This window comes from Pseudomonas fluorescens (assembly GCF_030344995.1).
GTDB lineage: Bacteria > Pseudomonadota > Gammaproteobacteria > Pseudomonadales > Pseudomonadaceae > Aquipseudomonas > Aquipseudomonas fluorescens_BF.
This window is the reverse complement of the sequence record NZ_CP128260.1, coordinates 327,261-340,174: the sequence shown is the minus strand read 5'-3', so window position 1 is coordinate 340,174 and position 12,914 is coordinate 327,261. Positions and strand designations below refer to the sequence as shown.

Below are 12,914 nucleotides of genomic sequence, written 5' to 3'. Positions count from 1 at the left end.
CTCTACCCCTGACCTTCCAGGCTGAAAACCGATAAGATCGCCACAACCTGTCAGGAAAACTCACAGATATCATGAGCCATGACCTTCCCCCGCTGAACGCCCTGCGCGCCTTCGAAGCCACCGCCCGCCTGAACAGCGTCAGCCAGGCTGCGGAGCAACTGCACGTGACTCACGGTGCGGTCAGCCGCCAGCTCAAGGTGCTGGAAGAGCATCTCGGCGTCAGTCTTTTCGTCAAGGACGGTCGTGGCCTGAAACTCACAGATGCCGGCATTCGCCTGCGCGATGCCAGCGGCGAGGCGTTCGACCGCTTGCGCAGCGTCTGCGCCGAACTGACCCAAAACACCGCCGATGCGCCGTTCGTGCTTGGTTGCTCCGGCAGCCTGCTAGCGCGCTGGTTCATTCCGCGATTGGGACGCTTGAATGCGGATCTGCCGGATTTACGTCTGCACCTCTCGGCCGGAGAAGGCGATCTCGACCCGCGTCGCCCGGGGTTGGATGCATTGCTGCTGTTCGCCGAACCGCCATGGCCAGCGGACATGCAGGTGTACGAGCTGGCGAGCGAGCGCATCGGCCCGGTCATGAGCCCGCTGTTCAGCGGTTACCAGCGCCTGCAATCGGCACCACCCATTGCCCTGCTCGACGAACCCTTGCTGCACACGACTTCACGCCCGCAAGCCTGGCCGAGCTGGGCGCAACAAAGCGGCCTCGACGCCAAGGCGTTGAAGCTGGGGCAAGGTTTCGAGCATTTGTATTACTTGCTGGAAGCGGCCGTCGCCGGTTTGGGCGTGGCGATCGCGCCGGAACCGTTGGTGACCGAAGACTTGAAGGCCGGGCGCCTGGTTGCGCCGTGGGGTTTCAGTGAAACCCCGGCGCAACTGGCGTTGTGGCTACCCAAGCGCGCCGCAGACGGGCGCGCCCGGCAATTGGCGCAGTGGCTCAGGAACGAGCTGCGCCAGGCGGATCACTCGCCGCGCTTGAACAGCAAGTAAGCGGCCAGCAGACCCAGCGCACCGACCGCCACACCGGCAGTCGTCCACGGATGTTCCTGCGCGTAATCGCGGGTGGCGATCCCGGTCTCGCGGGTTTTGACTTTGACTTCTTCGTAGGCATCGCTGAGCAGGCTGCGCGAGTGTTTCAGCGCGCTTTCAGCATTGCCCTTGAGCGCCTTGAGGGTCTTGCGCGACTCGTCCGAAGCGTCGTCCTTCAGGCTTTCCAACGACTTGAGCAGACTCTCGATCTCCGCTTCCATGCTTTGCAACGAGGCTTTGCGTAACGAGGTGTTGGCCATGGTGGCTCTCCTGCATTGGTGATGAGTGGCGTGTGTTGTTTGGGACTTCGCGGGTTCTGGAAAGTGCAGAAAATCTGAACTTCCCCTCGTCCGGATCGCCGAAATCAACACGGCAAATCGCTGCTAGGCTCAATTGCACACTTCAAGGAGAACGCCATGAGTGACCATCACACCTACAAGAAAGTCGAGCTGGTCGGCTCGTCCACCAGCAGCATCGAAGACGCCATCAACAATGCGTTGGCCGAGGCCAACAAAAGCATCAAGCATCTGGAATGGTTCGAAGTGGTCGATACCCGTGGCCACATCAAGGACGGCAAGGCGGCCCACTTTCAAGTGACCCTGAAAGTCGGGTTCCGGATTGCCAGCAGCTGAGTTTGGTCTACGCTTCTGAACTTGCGCGCTGGCCGAGTGCCATAGGAATGGCAAAGCGCTACAAGGTACGCGCATCGGGCGAACGGCTCGATGCCCGCCTTTTTTAATCCGACCAGGGAGTGCGACCGATGAAGAAGTTCATGTTGGCGGTAGGTTTGTTGAGCCTTGCGGGTGGTGCGTTTGCTGCCGGCAAGCCCTGTGAAGAACTGAAGGCTGAGATTGCGGCCAAGCTGGATGCCAAGGGCGTTTCCGGGTATTCGCTGGAGATTGTCGACAAGGGTGCAGCCAGTGGCGGCAAAGTCGTCGGCACCTGCGAAGGCGGCGCCAAAGAGATCGTTTACACCCGCGGCTGATCCAGCCTGAAAAACAAAAGCCGACGCAATGCGTCGGCTTTTTTGTGCGCGGCTATCGGGCTCAGCCCTTCATCACCTGCGCCAGCAGCTCGTAGGAATGCAGGCGATCGGCGTGTTCATACAGGTCGCAGGTGAAGATCAGTTCGTCAGCCTGGGTCTGTTCGATCAGCACTTCGAGTTTCGCGCGGATTTTCTGCGGACTGCCGACCATCGCCAGACCGAGGAAATCCCCCACCGCCTCACGTTCATGGGGCAGCCACAGGCCGTCCATGGTTTTCACCGGCGGACGCTGCACCAGACTTTGCCCACGCATCAGCGCGAGGATTCGCTGGTACACCGACGTTGCCAGGTAATCGGCCTGCTCATCGGTATCGGCCGCCACCAGCGGCACGCCGAGCATCACGTACGGTTTATCGAGTACCGCCGACGGCTTGAAGTGATTGCGGTAGACGCGGATCGCCTCGTGCATGAAGCGCGGTGCGAAATGCGAGGCGAAGGCGTAGGGCAAACCGCGCTCACCGGCCAGTTGCGCACTGAACAGACTGGAACCCAACAGCCAGATCGGCACATTGGTGCCGGTGCCCGGCATCGCGATCACGCGTTGATCCGGGGTGCGCGGGCCGAGGAAACGCACCAGCTCTGCCACGTCTTCCGGGAAATCATCGGCACTGCCGGAGCGCTCACGGCGCAGGGCACGGGCGGTCATCTGATCGGAACCCGGCGCACGGCCCAGGCCGAGGTCGATCCGCCCCGGATACAGACTTTCGAGGGTGCCGAACTGTTCGGCGATCACTAGCGGCGCGTGATTGGGCAGCATCACGCCACCAGAGCCGACACGGATGGTCGACGTGCCGCCGGCCAGATAGCCCAGCAACACCGAAGTCGCAGAACTGGCGATGCCGTCCATGTTGTGGTGCTCGGCGACCCAGAACCGCGTGTAGCCGAATTTCTCGACATGCTGCGCCAGATCCAGCGAATTGCGCAGCGACTGGGCCGGGCTGCCGTTCTCGCGCACCGGCACCAGATCGAGGGTGGAAAACTTTACGTCGGACAGTTGCTTCATAAACCTGCATCTCCGATTGAGGGCGCAGGTTTGTTCTTGGCGAACGCAAACCTGCCCAATTCATAAGCGTGTTCTGTGCAATAAGGGCATATACCCGAGTTTCAATAGCCGATCCGAAATTTCCTACTAAAAAAGTCAACGATTCACTTGGGCTGAACTTTGTTCCGGCGTCTATCCTCAGAAGCCTTGCAGGCAAAAACCACGACGGCGCGGCGTTTCGCGCCCGAATTGAAGGAGGCACACATGGCTATCGTGAAGAAGGCATCCGCGCATTGGGAAGGTGACCTGAAAACCGGCATCGGCTCGATTTCCACCGAAACCGGCGTCCTGCGTGAAGCGCCCTACGGCTTCAAGGCGCGCTTCGAGGGCGGCAAAGGCACCAATCCGGAAGAACTGATCGGCGCCGCCCATGCCGGCTGTTTCTCCATGGCGTTCTCGATGATTCTCGGTGACGCCGGGCTCAAGGCCGACAGCATCGACACCCAGGCCGAGGTCACGCTGGATCAGGTGGATGGCGGCTTTGCAATCACCGCGGTGAAACTGATCCTCAAGGCAAAAATTCCGGGAGCGACCCAGGCGCAGTTCGAAGAACTGAGCAACAAGGCCAAGGAAGGTTGCCCGGTGTCCAAGGTGCTGAATGCGAAGATCAGTCTCGACGCGTCGCTGGTTGGCTGACGGATTGAGCCGGATCAGAACCCGCCAGGCAAAAATGTGGTCGAATAAATGACAGCAGCTTTCGCGCATCTTCGTGCGCGCTGCTTCGATGGAGCTTCAACCATGAAACGTTTTGCCTTGGCGGTTATCTGTGGCGTGCTGGCAACGTCGGCCTTCGCAGCACCCAAAGACTGCGAAGAACTCAAGCAAGAGATCGAAATCAAGATTCAGGCGAATGCCGTGCCCTCCTACACTCTGGAGATAGTCTCCAAAGAGGAGGCTGAAAAACACGACGTCGCCATGATCGTCGGCACCTGCGACAACGGCACCAAAGCCATCATCTATCAGAAGAACGACCGCTGATGCGCCTCAGATGATGCAGTTGACCTCACGGTCCTCGGCGACGATTTCCCGCTTGTCGTTGTACAGGCGGGCACTCGGGGTAAACGCCAGCGAACGGCCTTCGAGCAAGTAACGCTGGCCCGCCTCGAAATGATCGTAGCGAATGGTCAGATAGCACAGCCGCTCAATGGGGCCGGTCATCAGGCTGCCGCCTCCGCCGAACACTTCAAAGTCGAAGCGCACCCGCATCTCGTGGCTGCCGGGCGTGACCTGGAAGAAACGCCCGTCAGTCAGCCGCTTGTTGTCGAGACGCTCGGCCATCAGCAGTTTGCCGCCGGGGGTTGGCGTAGAGAATTCGACCCAGGCCATGTTCGGGTCGACGGGGGGCAACGGCGTCTGACAACCGGCGAGTACGCCTGCGGCCAGCAACAGCATCAACGTGCGCATGATGGATGTCCGTGAGTTCGGACATCCAGCATAACGCCGATCAGGTTCGCTGGCAGCCTGCCGGCGTGCCCTGGCCCACTACGTTGCGTTGTTGATCGTAGAGCTTGGCCCAAGGACGGAAACCGATGCTTCCCGCCTGCAACTGATAACGCTGGCCGGCATTGAAATCCTTGAATTTCACGTTCAACTGGCAATCGCGCCACAGCGGTTCGGCATCCGGGCCGATGTTGGTCGCGTCGACCGGAAATTGATAACGCACCGTCAGTTCATGGCTGCCGGGTTGCACTTCGAAGTAACGATGATCGACGGCAGCCTTGTTGTCGACTTCCAGCGCCTGCAACGCCGTGTCCTGTTGCCGGGCATCCAGATCGATCCAGGCCTGCGAGGGGTCAGGGGTCGGCATTCCGAATCCGGCACAACCGGCCAGCGTCAGCACGCCTCCTGTCAGTATCAACATGCGCATAGCGGAGCTCCAATGGGCGGGATAGTCTTGGGCAGACTTTCCGGGGGGATTTCTTATTTTGATCAGGCCGCTTCCAAGCCATGGGTTACTTGATCGCGTTTTGCGGATTTTGTTTCCGGGTGTGATGATTTTGTTGCTCAACGGTTGCTCAAGCCTGAGCTACTACAGCCAGCTGGCCAGCGGTCAGTTGCAGCTTTTGCGGGCACGGGAGCCGGTGGCCAAGGTCATCGCCGACCCGACCCGCGACGCCAAACTGCGCACTCATCTCGCCCAGTCACAAAAAGCCCGCGCCTTCGCCAGCGAACACCTGCACCTGCCGGACAACCAAAGCTATCGCCTCTACGCCGATATCGGTCGGCCGTTTGTCGTGTGGAACGTGTTCGCCACCCCGGAGTTTTCCCTGAGCCCGCAGAATCATTGCTTCCCGATTGCCGGTTGCGTGGCCTACCGCGGCTATTACAGCCAGAGCGCGGCGCGGGGCGAAGCTGCAATTCAGCGCCTGCAAGGCATGGACGTGTCGATCGGCGGCGTCGAGGCCTACTCGACCCTGGGCTGGTTCAACGACCCGATCCTCAATTCGATGATGGGCTGGGGCGACGAGCGTCTGGCGACGCTGATCTTCCACGAACTGGCCCACCAGCGTTTCTATGTGAAGGACGACACTGAGTTCAACGAGTCTTTCGCGACCTTCGTGGAACAGGAGGGCACGCGGCAGTGGCGAGCGTTTCGTGGCTTGCCCCCGGAAAATGACTCGAAGCTCAAGCAGCGGGATCAATTCATTCAGTTGATCCTCGATACCCGCTCACGCCTTGAAAAACTCTATGCACAACCATTGGCGACAGCGCAGATGCGCGAGCGCAAGGTGGCGGAGTTCGAACGGTTTCGACACGACTATCGAGCGTTGCGAGATGGCCAGTGGGCCGGCGACAAGCGTTATGACGCCTGGGTCAATGCGCCGTTGAACAATGCTCGGTTGTTGCCGTTCGGGCTTTATGACCAGTGGGTGCCGGCGTTTGCGGCGTTGTTCGGGCAGGTCGGTGGGGATTGGCTGAGGTTTTATGCGGTGGTGGAGAGGTTGGGTGAGTTGCCAGTGACTGAGCGCAAAGCGGCGCTGAAAGCGTTGGTAGATTCGAAAGTCTGAGTGGCTGAAAGGGCCTCTTCGCGAGCAAGCCCGCTCCCACATCGGTTTTGTGTTGAACACAGACCCAATGTGGGAGCGGGCTTGCTCGCGAAGGCTATCTGATCAGCGCTGCAAAAATGCCTGATGCAACTGATCCAAAGTCTCGAAGTGATACGCCGGCGCTTCAGCGCTCAGTTCTTCATGGCTGCCAAAACCGTAACCCACGGCCGCCGCATCCAGTCCGTTGCTGCGAGCACCGATCAGGTCGTGCTTGCGATCACCGATCATCAGCGTATTGGCCGGGTCCAGCCCTTCCTCGGCGATCAGGTGGGCAATCAGCTCGACCTTGTTGGTGCGGGTGCCGTCCAGTTCGCTGCCGTAGATCACCTTGAAGTGTCTGGCGAAATCAAAGTGCCGGGCGATTTCCCGGGCAAATACCCACGGCTTCGACGTCGCGATATACAGCTGCCGGCCCTGACCACTCAGGGTTTCCAGCAACGGAGTGACGCCGTCGAACACCCGGTTCTCGTACAGGCCGGTGACCTTGAAGCGCTCGCGGTAGAAATTCACCGCCTCCCACGCCTTGGCTTCATCAAAACCATAGAACTGCATGAACGCCTGCAACAGCGGCGGGCCGATGAAGTGTTCCAGCTTGGTCAGGTCCGGCTCATCGATGCCGAGTTTGCTCAAGGCGAACTGGATGGAGCGGGTGATGCCCTCACGCGGATCGGTGAGGGTGCCATCGAGGTCGAACAGTACGGTCTGGTAATGCATGAAAAATCCCGGGCAATAGAGAGAAAAGTCAGAGCTGGTCGTAGCCTTCGGCCAGATGCAGGTCCTTGAGCTTCACGTAGTTCGCCGCGCTGTAGGTGAAAAAGGCGTTTTCCTTGTCGGTCAGCGGACGAACCTGTTTCACCGGGCTGCCCACATACAGAAAACCGCTTTCCAGACGTTTGCCCGGCGGCACCAGGCTACCGGCGCCGATGATCACGTCGTCCTCGACCACCGCGCCGTCCATGACGATGCTGCCCATGCCGATCAGCACGCGGCTGCCGACGGTGCAGCCATGCAGCATGACCTTATGGGCAATGGTTACGTCATCGCCAATCAGCAGTGGGAAGCCATCCGGGTTGAACGGGCCGGCGTGGGTGATATGCAGCACACAGCCGTCCTGCACGCTGGTGCGCGCGCCGATGCGGATGCGGTGCATGTCGCCACGGATCACCGTCAACGGCCACACGGAGCTGTCTTCGCCGATTTCGACGTCGCCGATCACCACCGCCGAGCCGTCGACAAAAGCGCCTTGGCTCAAGCGTGGGGTGTGATTCTGGTACTTGCGAAGGGACACGATTAGTTCTCTCTCTGTCGCCGATAGCTGCGGTGGGTGTCGATTGTAATTAAGATGGGCGCATGTTTCTTCCAGCCAAGGTGCCAACCGTGAGCGTGAACAACCCTCTTCTGCAGTCCTACGACCTGCCGCCGTTCTCCGCGATCCGTGCCGAACACGTGCAGCCGGCCATCGAAACCATCCTGGCCGACAACCGCGCCGCCATTGCCGAAATCCTCAAGACCCAAGGCCAGAACCCGACCTGGGCCGGACTAGTGCTGGCGATGGACGAACTCAATGATCGCCTGGGCGCTGCCTGGAGCCCGGTCAGCCACCTCAATGCCGTGTGCAACAGCGCCGAACTGCGTGAAGCCTACGAGTCCTGCCTGCCGGCATTGAGCGCCTACTCCACCGAAATGGGCCAGAACCGCGAGCTGTTCCAGGCCTATGAAGCCCTGGCCAACAGCCCGGAAGCCGCCGGTTTCGACGTGGCGCAGAAAACCATTCTGGAACACGCCCTGCGTGATTTCCGCCTGTCGGGTATCGACCTGCCGGAAGCCGAGCAGAAGCGCTACGCCGAAGTGCAAAGCAAGCTGTCCGAGCTGGGCAGCCGCTTCTCCAACCAGCTGCTCGACGCCACTCAGGCCTGGACCAAGCACCTGACCGACGAAGCCGCCCTCGCCGGCCTGACCGATTCGGCCAAGGCGCAAATGGCTGCCGCCGCACAGGCCAAAGGCCTCGATGGCTGGCTGATCACCCTGGAATTCCCGAGCTACTACGCGGTAATGACCTACGCCCAGGACCGTGCGCTGCGTGAAGAAGTCTACGCCGCCTACTGCACCCGTGCGTCGGATCAAGGCCCGAACGCCGGCCAGAACGACAACGGCCCGGTGATGGGCGAAATCCTCGACCTGCGTCAGGAGCTGGCCAAGCTGCTCGGTTTCTCCAGCTTCTCCGAGCTGAGCCTGGCGACCAAAATGGCCGAATCCAGCGATCAGGTGCTGAGCTTCCTGCGCGACCTGGCCAAGCGCAGCAAACCGTTCGCCGCCCAGGATCTGCAACAGCTCAAGGCTTACGCCGCCGAGCAGGGCTGCGCCGATCTGCAAAGCTGGGACAGCGGTTTCTACGGCGAAAAACTCCGTGAACAACGCTACAGCGTCGCCCAGGAAACCCTGCGCGCCTACTTCCCGATCGACAAGGTACTGGGCGGTCTGTTCGCTATCGTCCAGCGTCTGTACGGCATCGAAATCGCCGAACTGAAAGGCTTCGACACCTGGCACCCGGACGTTCGCCTGTTCGAAATCAAGGAAAACGGCCAGCACGTCGGCCGCTTCTTCTTCGACCTCTACGCCCGTGCCAACAAGCGCGGCGGTGCCTGGATGGACGGCGCCCGCGACCGTCGCCGCACCGTCGACGGCGTGCTGCAAAGCCCGGTAGCCAACCTGGTGTGCAACTTCACCCCGGCCGACAGCGGCAAACCTGCGCTGCTGACCCACGATGAAGTCACCACCCTGTTCCACGAATTCGGCCACGGCCTGCATCACCTGCTGACCCGCGTCGAGCATGCCGGCGTGTCCGGTATCAATGGCGTGGCGTGGGATGCGGTCGAGCTGCCGAGCCAGTTCATGGAAAACTGGTGCTGGGAGCCGGAAGGCCTGGCGCTGATTTCCGGCCACTACGAAACCGGCGAGCCATTGCCGCAGGATCTGCTGGAAAAAATGCTCGCGGCGAAGAACTTCCAGTCCGGCCTGATGATGGTGCGTCAGCTGGAGTTCTCGCTGTTCGACTTCGAACTGCACGCCACCCACGGTGACGGTCGCAGCGTCGCGCAAGTTCTTGAAGGAGTGCGCAACGAAGTCTCGGTGATGCGTCCTCCGGCCTACAACCGCTTCCCGAACAGCTTCGCGCACATCTTCGCCGGCGGTTACGCGGCGGGTTACTACAGCTACAAATGGGCGGAAGTGCTGTCGGCAGATGCCTTTTCCAAGTTCGAAGAAGACGGCGTGCTGAATGCCGACACCGGTCGCGCCTTCCGCGAAGCGATCCTGGCCCGCGGTGGTTCGCAGGAGCCGATGGTGCTGTTCGTCGACTTCCGTGGCCGTGAGCCGTCGATTGACGCACTCTTGCGCCACAGCGGCCTGAGTGAGGACGCGGCAGCATGAGTGAGGCACCCGTGAAGACCAAGAAACGCTTTATTGCCGGGGCGGTTTGCCCGGCGTGCAGCGAGCCGGACAAACTGATGATGTGGAGCGAGGACGATGTCCCGCACCGCGAATGCGTGGCATGCGGCTACAGCGATACGCTCAATGCCCAAGGGTTGTCGGTTCCGAAGGAACTGGGTACGCGAGTCAACACCAGCGCACTCAAACCTGCCCCGGACAAAAGGGTTCAGGCGGTGCAGTTCTTCCCGAACCCGAAGCTGAAGAAAAAGCCCGACGAGCAACACTGATCCGGCACCACCTTCCACCAAATCTCGGTGGAAGGTGGTATTGGCTTAACACCTGCCCCACGCACTTGCTTCGTAGGCTGGCCTTTTGCGCCACGCCTCGAAGGAAGCTGCCATGCCCGACACCAATCCCCTCCTGCAACACTGGACGCTGCCACCCTGGCCTGCGATTCGCGCCGAACACCTGCTGCCGGCCGTCAATGTCATCATTGCCGACAATCGACGCATCATCGCCCAGGTGATCGTCAGTCAGGCCGAGCACCCCGGCTGGGACGATCTGGTGCTGAGCATCGACGAGGCCGATGCCCGCCTTGGCGAAGTCCACTCGATTCTCGAAACGCTGTCGACGGTCAGGTCCGACGATGCTGTCTGGCTTGTAGAAAGCGCCAAGGCGCATCTGGCGATCAATCAGTATCACGCTGAAAAAGCCCGCAATCGCCCGTTGTACGAGACCTATCAGCGTCTGGCGCAAAGTTCGATCGCCGGAAGTTTCGATGAATCGCGCACTATCGCTCTGGCGCGGATTCTGCGCCGATTCAAGCAGTCGGGCATTGAGCTCGCGACTCAACAGCAACAGGAACTGGCGCGGTTGAACCTCGAGATCGGCGGGTTGGAGTTCGCGTTTCTGGAAAACCTCGAGCGCTGGGCCGAGGCGTGGAGCAAACGTGTCGACGATATTGCGCTGCTCGCAGGACTGTCCCCGGCGATGAAAGATCGTCTGGCGCGCGCCGCACGCGAGGCCGGCCATGACGGCTGGTTGATCCGGCTGGACCAGAACACCTGCCAGCACATCCTCAAGTACGCCGAGAACCGCGCCTTGCGGGAGGAATGCTACGTTGCCTACATGACCCGTGCCTCTGATCGGGGCCCACTGGCCGGACGCTTTGATAACGGCCCGGTGCTGGCCAGGCTGCTTGCCTTGCGCCAGCAGAAAGCCCGTTTGCTCGGCCATGAAAACGCCGCGCAACTGAGCCTGGCAGAAAACAGCGCCCGGACCACGGCGTGGGTCAGTGATTTTCTCCAGCGTCAGGCGGCGCAAATGGTACCTGCCCTTGCGCAGGATGCAGAACAACTGGTGGCCTTAGCGCAGCAACGCGGGATCGATCGGGTCCGGCCGTGGGATGAAGATTTCCTCGCCGAACAATGGCGCCAGCAGCAGTTTCCCGGCGCACTGGAAAACCTGCGTGATTACTTCCCGCTCGAGGGTTCCCTGCGCAGGCTCATTCTGTTCTGCGAGCGGATGTTCGGGATCCGCATCGTCGAGCAGTCCGGCGGCGGGCACTGGCATGACGATGTGCGTCTGCTGGAAGTCAGCGAGCATGAGCAGGTCATCGGCTACATCTACCTCGACCCGTTTCACCGCGACAACGCGGTGGACTTCCCCGGCACCTCCACATTGCGCAATCGCCGGATCAACGCCGAAGGCCGCCCGGCATTACCGATTGCCCTGCTCTACAGCAACTTCACACCGGCCACCGACACCCATCCATGCCGGCTCGAAATCGACGATCTGCGGGTGCTGTTTCATGAGTTTGGCCACTGCCTCCAGCACGTGCTGACGCGCTCGCCCCATCACAGCCTGTCCGGCATCCTGCAACTGGGCCATGAAGCGGCGGAGTTTTCCGGACAATTGTTCGAGCAATGGTGTCTGTCGCGAGAGTTTGTACTGTGGCTCGGCGCACACTTTCAGACCGGCGAACGCTTGAGCGCCGCGCGGGTTGATGCGGCGCTGTCAGCCAGTCAGGCGCATTCCAGCCGGCAACAGGCCTTGTTGCTGATGGGGGCGATGATCGATTTCGAGCTGCACCTGACCCACGGCGATGGACGCTCGGTCGAGGAGGTCTGCACCGATGCGCAACGCAGCCTCGGCCATCTGCAACTGCCGGACAATCACCGGTTCGCCAATGGATTCGATTACATGGTGACCCAGTACGACGCCTCGGTTTACGCCTACATCTGGTCGAGTGTGCTGGCCAAGGAAGCGTTCAAGCGATTCAGTCGCGACTGGGTGTTCAACGCGCAAACCGGTCGAGAGTTTCGTGCAACGTTCTTTGCGCCGGGGGCGGGGCGCCCGTTATTGGACGCGGTGGAAGCGTTCATCGGCCGACCGGTCGCCGGCCTCGTTGACGGAGAAGCCGGGCGAGCTACTTCAGATTGACCGTCTGAAACCAGCTCTTCATCGAGCACGTGGCAAACGCGCTGGTGCTGCAATCGCCGTTGGCCAGCGCGGTGCGCAACTTGTCGACATCGGCCTGCATCACGTAGCGCACGCTGTCCCGGAAGTGCCCACTCTCGCCAAAGCCGCCCTGAGTCATTTCATTCAGAGCGTCTTCCTTGCTCCAGCCCTGCACGACGATCCGGTACATCGCCGCCATCAGGCCGGTGCGATCAGAGCCGTGCTTGCAGTGCATCAACACCGGGCCGTCGGCTTCGGCGGACTGGATTGCACGCAGGGTCTTGAGTACATCACTGTCGTCGACGTGATTGGTGCGATAGGGCAATTGCACCTGATGGATACCGGGTGCTTTCAGCCAGCTGGAATCCGCCTCCGGCAGGAAGTTGATGACCGTGGCCACCTTCAGGTTGTTCAGCAACGGTACCGCGCCGTCATCGGGGAGCGCGCTGCGGTACAGCGTGGGCGACATCTGGAACAGGTTGTATTGCACCTCTACCGGCTGCGCCCACTCGACGGGACGGGAAGCCGGAATTTGCGCGGCCTGAGCGGGAATCCAGCTGATCAGGGCCAGCAGCGACAAACAGAATGCAGAGGAAAAACGCGTCAGGAACATGCTTTTTGGCGACCGTATGGGTTTCGTCAGTGAGGACCGCAGCTTGCGAGCCACGCAGTCAAATCCCTGTGAGGCGCTTGTAAAAGAATCGTGAAGACACCGGTTCACTTGGTCGAAAAGCGCTCTTTTTTTGGCTGAATCGGTTCATCTCGTTGCTTAGCCTGCTACCATTTGTCACATGATGTTGCAGACGCGTCCCCCTTCTCCCGGTCATTCCGGCCACGTCGCAGCCAGAACATTCTTGAGCCGT

At 60.8% G+C, this 12,914-nt stretch carries 16 protein-coding genes; 9 read left to right on the top strand and 7 right to left on the bottom strand.

Annotation, left to right across the window (positions count from 1 at the left end; genetic code table 11):
* Positions 1 to 71 precede the first annotated feature (71 nt).
* A complete protein-coding gene (locus QR290_RS01565) occupies positions 72 to 989 on the top strand; it encodes a LysR family transcriptional regulator (protein WP_115079865.1) in 918 nt (305 codons plus the stop codon).
* On the opposite strand, the gene QR290_RS01560 is transcribed toward QR290_RS01565, so the two are convergent.
* The gene (locus tag QR290_RS01560) at positions 962 to 1,288 is read right to left on the bottom strand and encodes a DUF883 family protein (protein WP_007953918.1); all 327 of its coding nucleotides are present in this window, start codon (positions 1,286 to 1,288) and stop codon (positions 962 to 964) included. The two genes, QR290_RS01565 and QR290_RS01560, sit on opposite strands and share 28 nt — an antisense overlap.
* Before the next feature lie 156 nt (positions 1,289 to 1,444).
* On the opposite strand from QR290_RS01560, the gene QR290_RS01555 reads away from it, so the two are divergent.
* A complete protein-coding gene (locus QR290_RS01555; protein WP_003220389.1) occupies positions 1,445 to 1,660 on the top strand; it encodes a dodecin in 216 nt (71 codons plus the stop codon).
* A gap of 128 nt (positions 1,661 to 1,788) precedes the next feature.
* Positions 1,789 to 2,013, top strand: a complete 225-nt coding sequence (locus QR290_RS01550) for a DUF1161 domain-containing protein (RefSeq protein ID WP_085748065.1) — start codon at positions 1,789 to 1,791, stop codon at positions 2,011 to 2,013.
* Between the two features lie 61 nt (positions 2,014 to 2,074).
* On the opposite strand, the gene QR290_RS01545 is transcribed toward QR290_RS01550, so the two are convergent.
* A complete protein-coding gene (locus tag QR290_RS01545; RefSeq protein ID WP_065260633.1) occupies positions 2,075 to 3,076 on the bottom strand; it encodes an LLM class flavin-dependent oxidoreductase in 1,002 nt (333 codons plus the stop codon).
* A gap of 243 nt (positions 3,077 to 3,319) precedes the next feature.
* On the opposite strand from QR290_RS01545, the gene QR290_RS01540 reads away from it, so the two are divergent.
* Positions 3,320 to 3,751 carry an OsmC family protein gene (locus tag QR290_RS01540; protein ID WP_007953923.1) on the top strand — a complete coding sequence of 144 codons (432 nt, stop codon included), beginning with the start codon at positions 3,320 to 3,322 and terminating at the stop codon, positions 3,749 to 3,751.
* A gap of 102 nt (positions 3,752 to 3,853) precedes the next feature.
* Complete coding sequence (locus QR290_RS01535; protein ID WP_074689739.1) at positions 3,854 to 4,093, top strand: DUF1161 domain-containing protein; 240 nt, start codon at positions 3,854 to 3,856, stop codon at positions 4,091 to 4,093.
* Between the two features lie 6 nt (positions 4,094 to 4,099).
* Here QR290_RS01535 and QR290_RS01530 read toward each other — a convergent pair whose 3' ends face one another.
* Both QR290_RS01530 and QR290_RS01525 read right to left on the bottom strand, forming a co-directional pair.
* Complete coding sequence (locus tag QR290_RS01530) at positions 4,100 to 4,519, bottom strand: hypothetical protein (protein WP_289204175.1); 420 nt, start codon at positions 4,517 to 4,519, stop codon at positions 4,100 to 4,102.
* 40 nt (positions 4,520 to 4,559) lie between these two features.
* Positions 4,560 to 4,982, bottom strand: a complete 423-nt coding sequence (locus QR290_RS01525; RefSeq protein WP_289204174.1) for a hypothetical protein — start codon at positions 4,980 to 4,982, stop codon at positions 4,560 to 4,562.
* 58 nt (positions 4,983 to 5,040) lie between these two features.
* Here QR290_RS01525 and QR290_RS01520 point away from each other — a divergent pair, with 58 nt between their 5' ends.
* On the top strand, positions 5,041 to 6,123 hold the full coding sequence (locus QR290_RS01520; RefSeq protein WP_289204173.1) for an aminopeptidase: 1,083 nt from the start codon (positions 5,041 to 5,043) through the stop codon (positions 6,121 to 6,123).
* Between the two features lie 102 nt (positions 6,124 to 6,225).
* Here the strand turns inward: QR290_RS01520 and QR290_RS01515 are convergent, their stop codons facing one another.
* Together QR290_RS01515 and QR290_RS01510 are read right to left on the bottom strand one after the other, a co-directional pair.
* Complete coding sequence (locus tag QR290_RS01515) at positions 6,226 to 6,876, bottom strand: HAD family hydrolase (protein ID WP_289204172.1); 651 nt, start codon at positions 6,874 to 6,876, stop codon at positions 6,226 to 6,228.
* Between the two features lie 28 nt (positions 6,877 to 6,904).
* Positions 6,905 to 7,450 carry a gamma carbonic anhydrase family protein gene (locus QR290_RS01510; protein WP_064379538.1) on the bottom strand — a complete coding sequence of 182 codons (546 nt, stop codon included), beginning with the start codon at positions 7,448 to 7,450 and terminating at the stop codon, positions 6,905 to 6,907.
* Between the two features lie 89 nt (positions 7,451 to 7,539).
* Between QR290_RS01510 and prlC the strand changes: the two genes are divergently transcribed.
* From prlC to QR290_RS01495, 3 genes are all read left to right on the top strand, one after another.
* Entirely contained in the window at positions 7,540 to 9,591 is a 2,052-nt protein-coding gene (prlC, locus tag QR290_RS01505; RefSeq protein ID WP_289204171.1) for an oligopeptidase A, read from the top strand.
* On the top strand, positions 9,588 to 9,878 hold the full coding sequence (locus QR290_RS01500) for a YheV family putative zinc ribbon protein (protein WP_289204170.1): 291 nt from the start codon (positions 9,588 to 9,590) through the stop codon (positions 9,876 to 9,878). The genes prlC and QR290_RS01500 overlap by 4 nt, the downstream gene beginning before the upstream one ends.
* Positions 9,879 to 9,990: 112 nt before the next feature.
* On the top strand, positions 9,991 to 12,033 hold the full coding sequence (locus QR290_RS01495) for a M3 family metallopeptidase (protein WP_289204169.1): 2,043 nt from the start codon (positions 9,991 to 9,993) through the stop codon (positions 12,031 to 12,033).
* Here the strand turns inward: QR290_RS01495 and QR290_RS01490 are convergent.
* Complete coding sequence (locus QR290_RS01490; protein WP_115079858.1) at positions 12,020 to 12,664, bottom strand: phosphatase domain-containing protein; 645 nt, start codon at positions 12,662 to 12,664, stop codon at positions 12,020 to 12,022. The two genes, QR290_RS01495 and QR290_RS01490, sit on opposite strands and share 14 nt — an antisense overlap.
* Between the last annotated feature and the right edge of the window lie 250 nt (positions 12,665 to 12,914).

What these genes read in the sequence shown, in the direction of transcription:
- QR290_RS01565 (WP_115079865.1), top strand. Translation starts at nt 72, where the DNA reads ATGAGCCATGACCTTCCCCCGCTGAACGCCCTGCGCGCCTTCGAAGCC.
- QR290_RS01560 (WP_007953918.1), bottom strand. Translation starts at nt 1,288, where the DNA reads ATGGCCAACACCTCGTTACGCAAAGCCTCGTTGCAAAGCATGGAAGCG.
- QR290_RS01555 (WP_003220389.1), top strand. Translation starts at nt 1,445, where the DNA reads ATGAGTGACCATCACACCTACAAGAAAGTCGAGCTGGTCGGCTCGTCC.
- QR290_RS01550 (WP_085748065.1), top strand. Translation starts at nt 1,789, where the DNA reads ATGAAGAAGTTCATGTTGGCGGTAGGTTTGTTGAGCCTTGCGGGTGGT.
- QR290_RS01545 (WP_065260633.1), bottom strand. Translation starts at nt 3,076, where the DNA reads ATGAAGCAACTGTCCGACGTAAAGTTTTCCACCCTCGATCTGGTGCCG.
- QR290_RS01540 (WP_007953923.1), top strand. Translation starts at nt 3,320, where the DNA reads ATGGCTATCGTGAAGAAGGCATCCGCGCATTGGGAAGGTGACCTGAAA.
- QR290_RS01535 (WP_074689739.1), top strand. Translation starts at nt 3,854, where the DNA reads ATGAAACGTTTTGCCTTGGCGGTTATCTGTGGCGTGCTGGCAACGTCG.
- QR290_RS01530 (WP_289204175.1), bottom strand. Translation starts at nt 4,519, where the DNA reads ATGCGCACGTTGATGCTGTTGCTGGCCGCAGGCGTACTCGCCGGTTGT.
- QR290_RS01525 (WP_289204174.1), bottom strand. Translation starts at nt 4,982, where the DNA reads ATGCGCATGTTGATACTGACAGGAGGCGTGCTGACGCTGGCCGGTTGT.
- QR290_RS01515 (WP_289204172.1), bottom strand. Translation starts at nt 6,876, where the DNA reads ATGCATTACCAGACCGTACTGTTCGACCTCGATGGCACCCTCACCGAT.
- QR290_RS01500 (WP_289204170.1), top strand. Translation starts at nt 9,588, where the DNA reads ATGAGTGAGGCACCCGTGAAGACCAAGAAACGCTTTATTGCCGGGGCG.
- QR290_RS01495 (WP_289204169.1), top strand. Translation starts at nt 9,991, where the DNA reads ATGCCCGACACCAATCCCCTCCTGCAACACTGGACGCTGCCACCCTGG.
- QR290_RS01490 (WP_115079858.1), bottom strand. Translation starts at nt 12,664, where the DNA reads ATGTTCCTGACGCGTTTTTCCTCTGCATTCTGTTTGTCGCTGCTGGCC.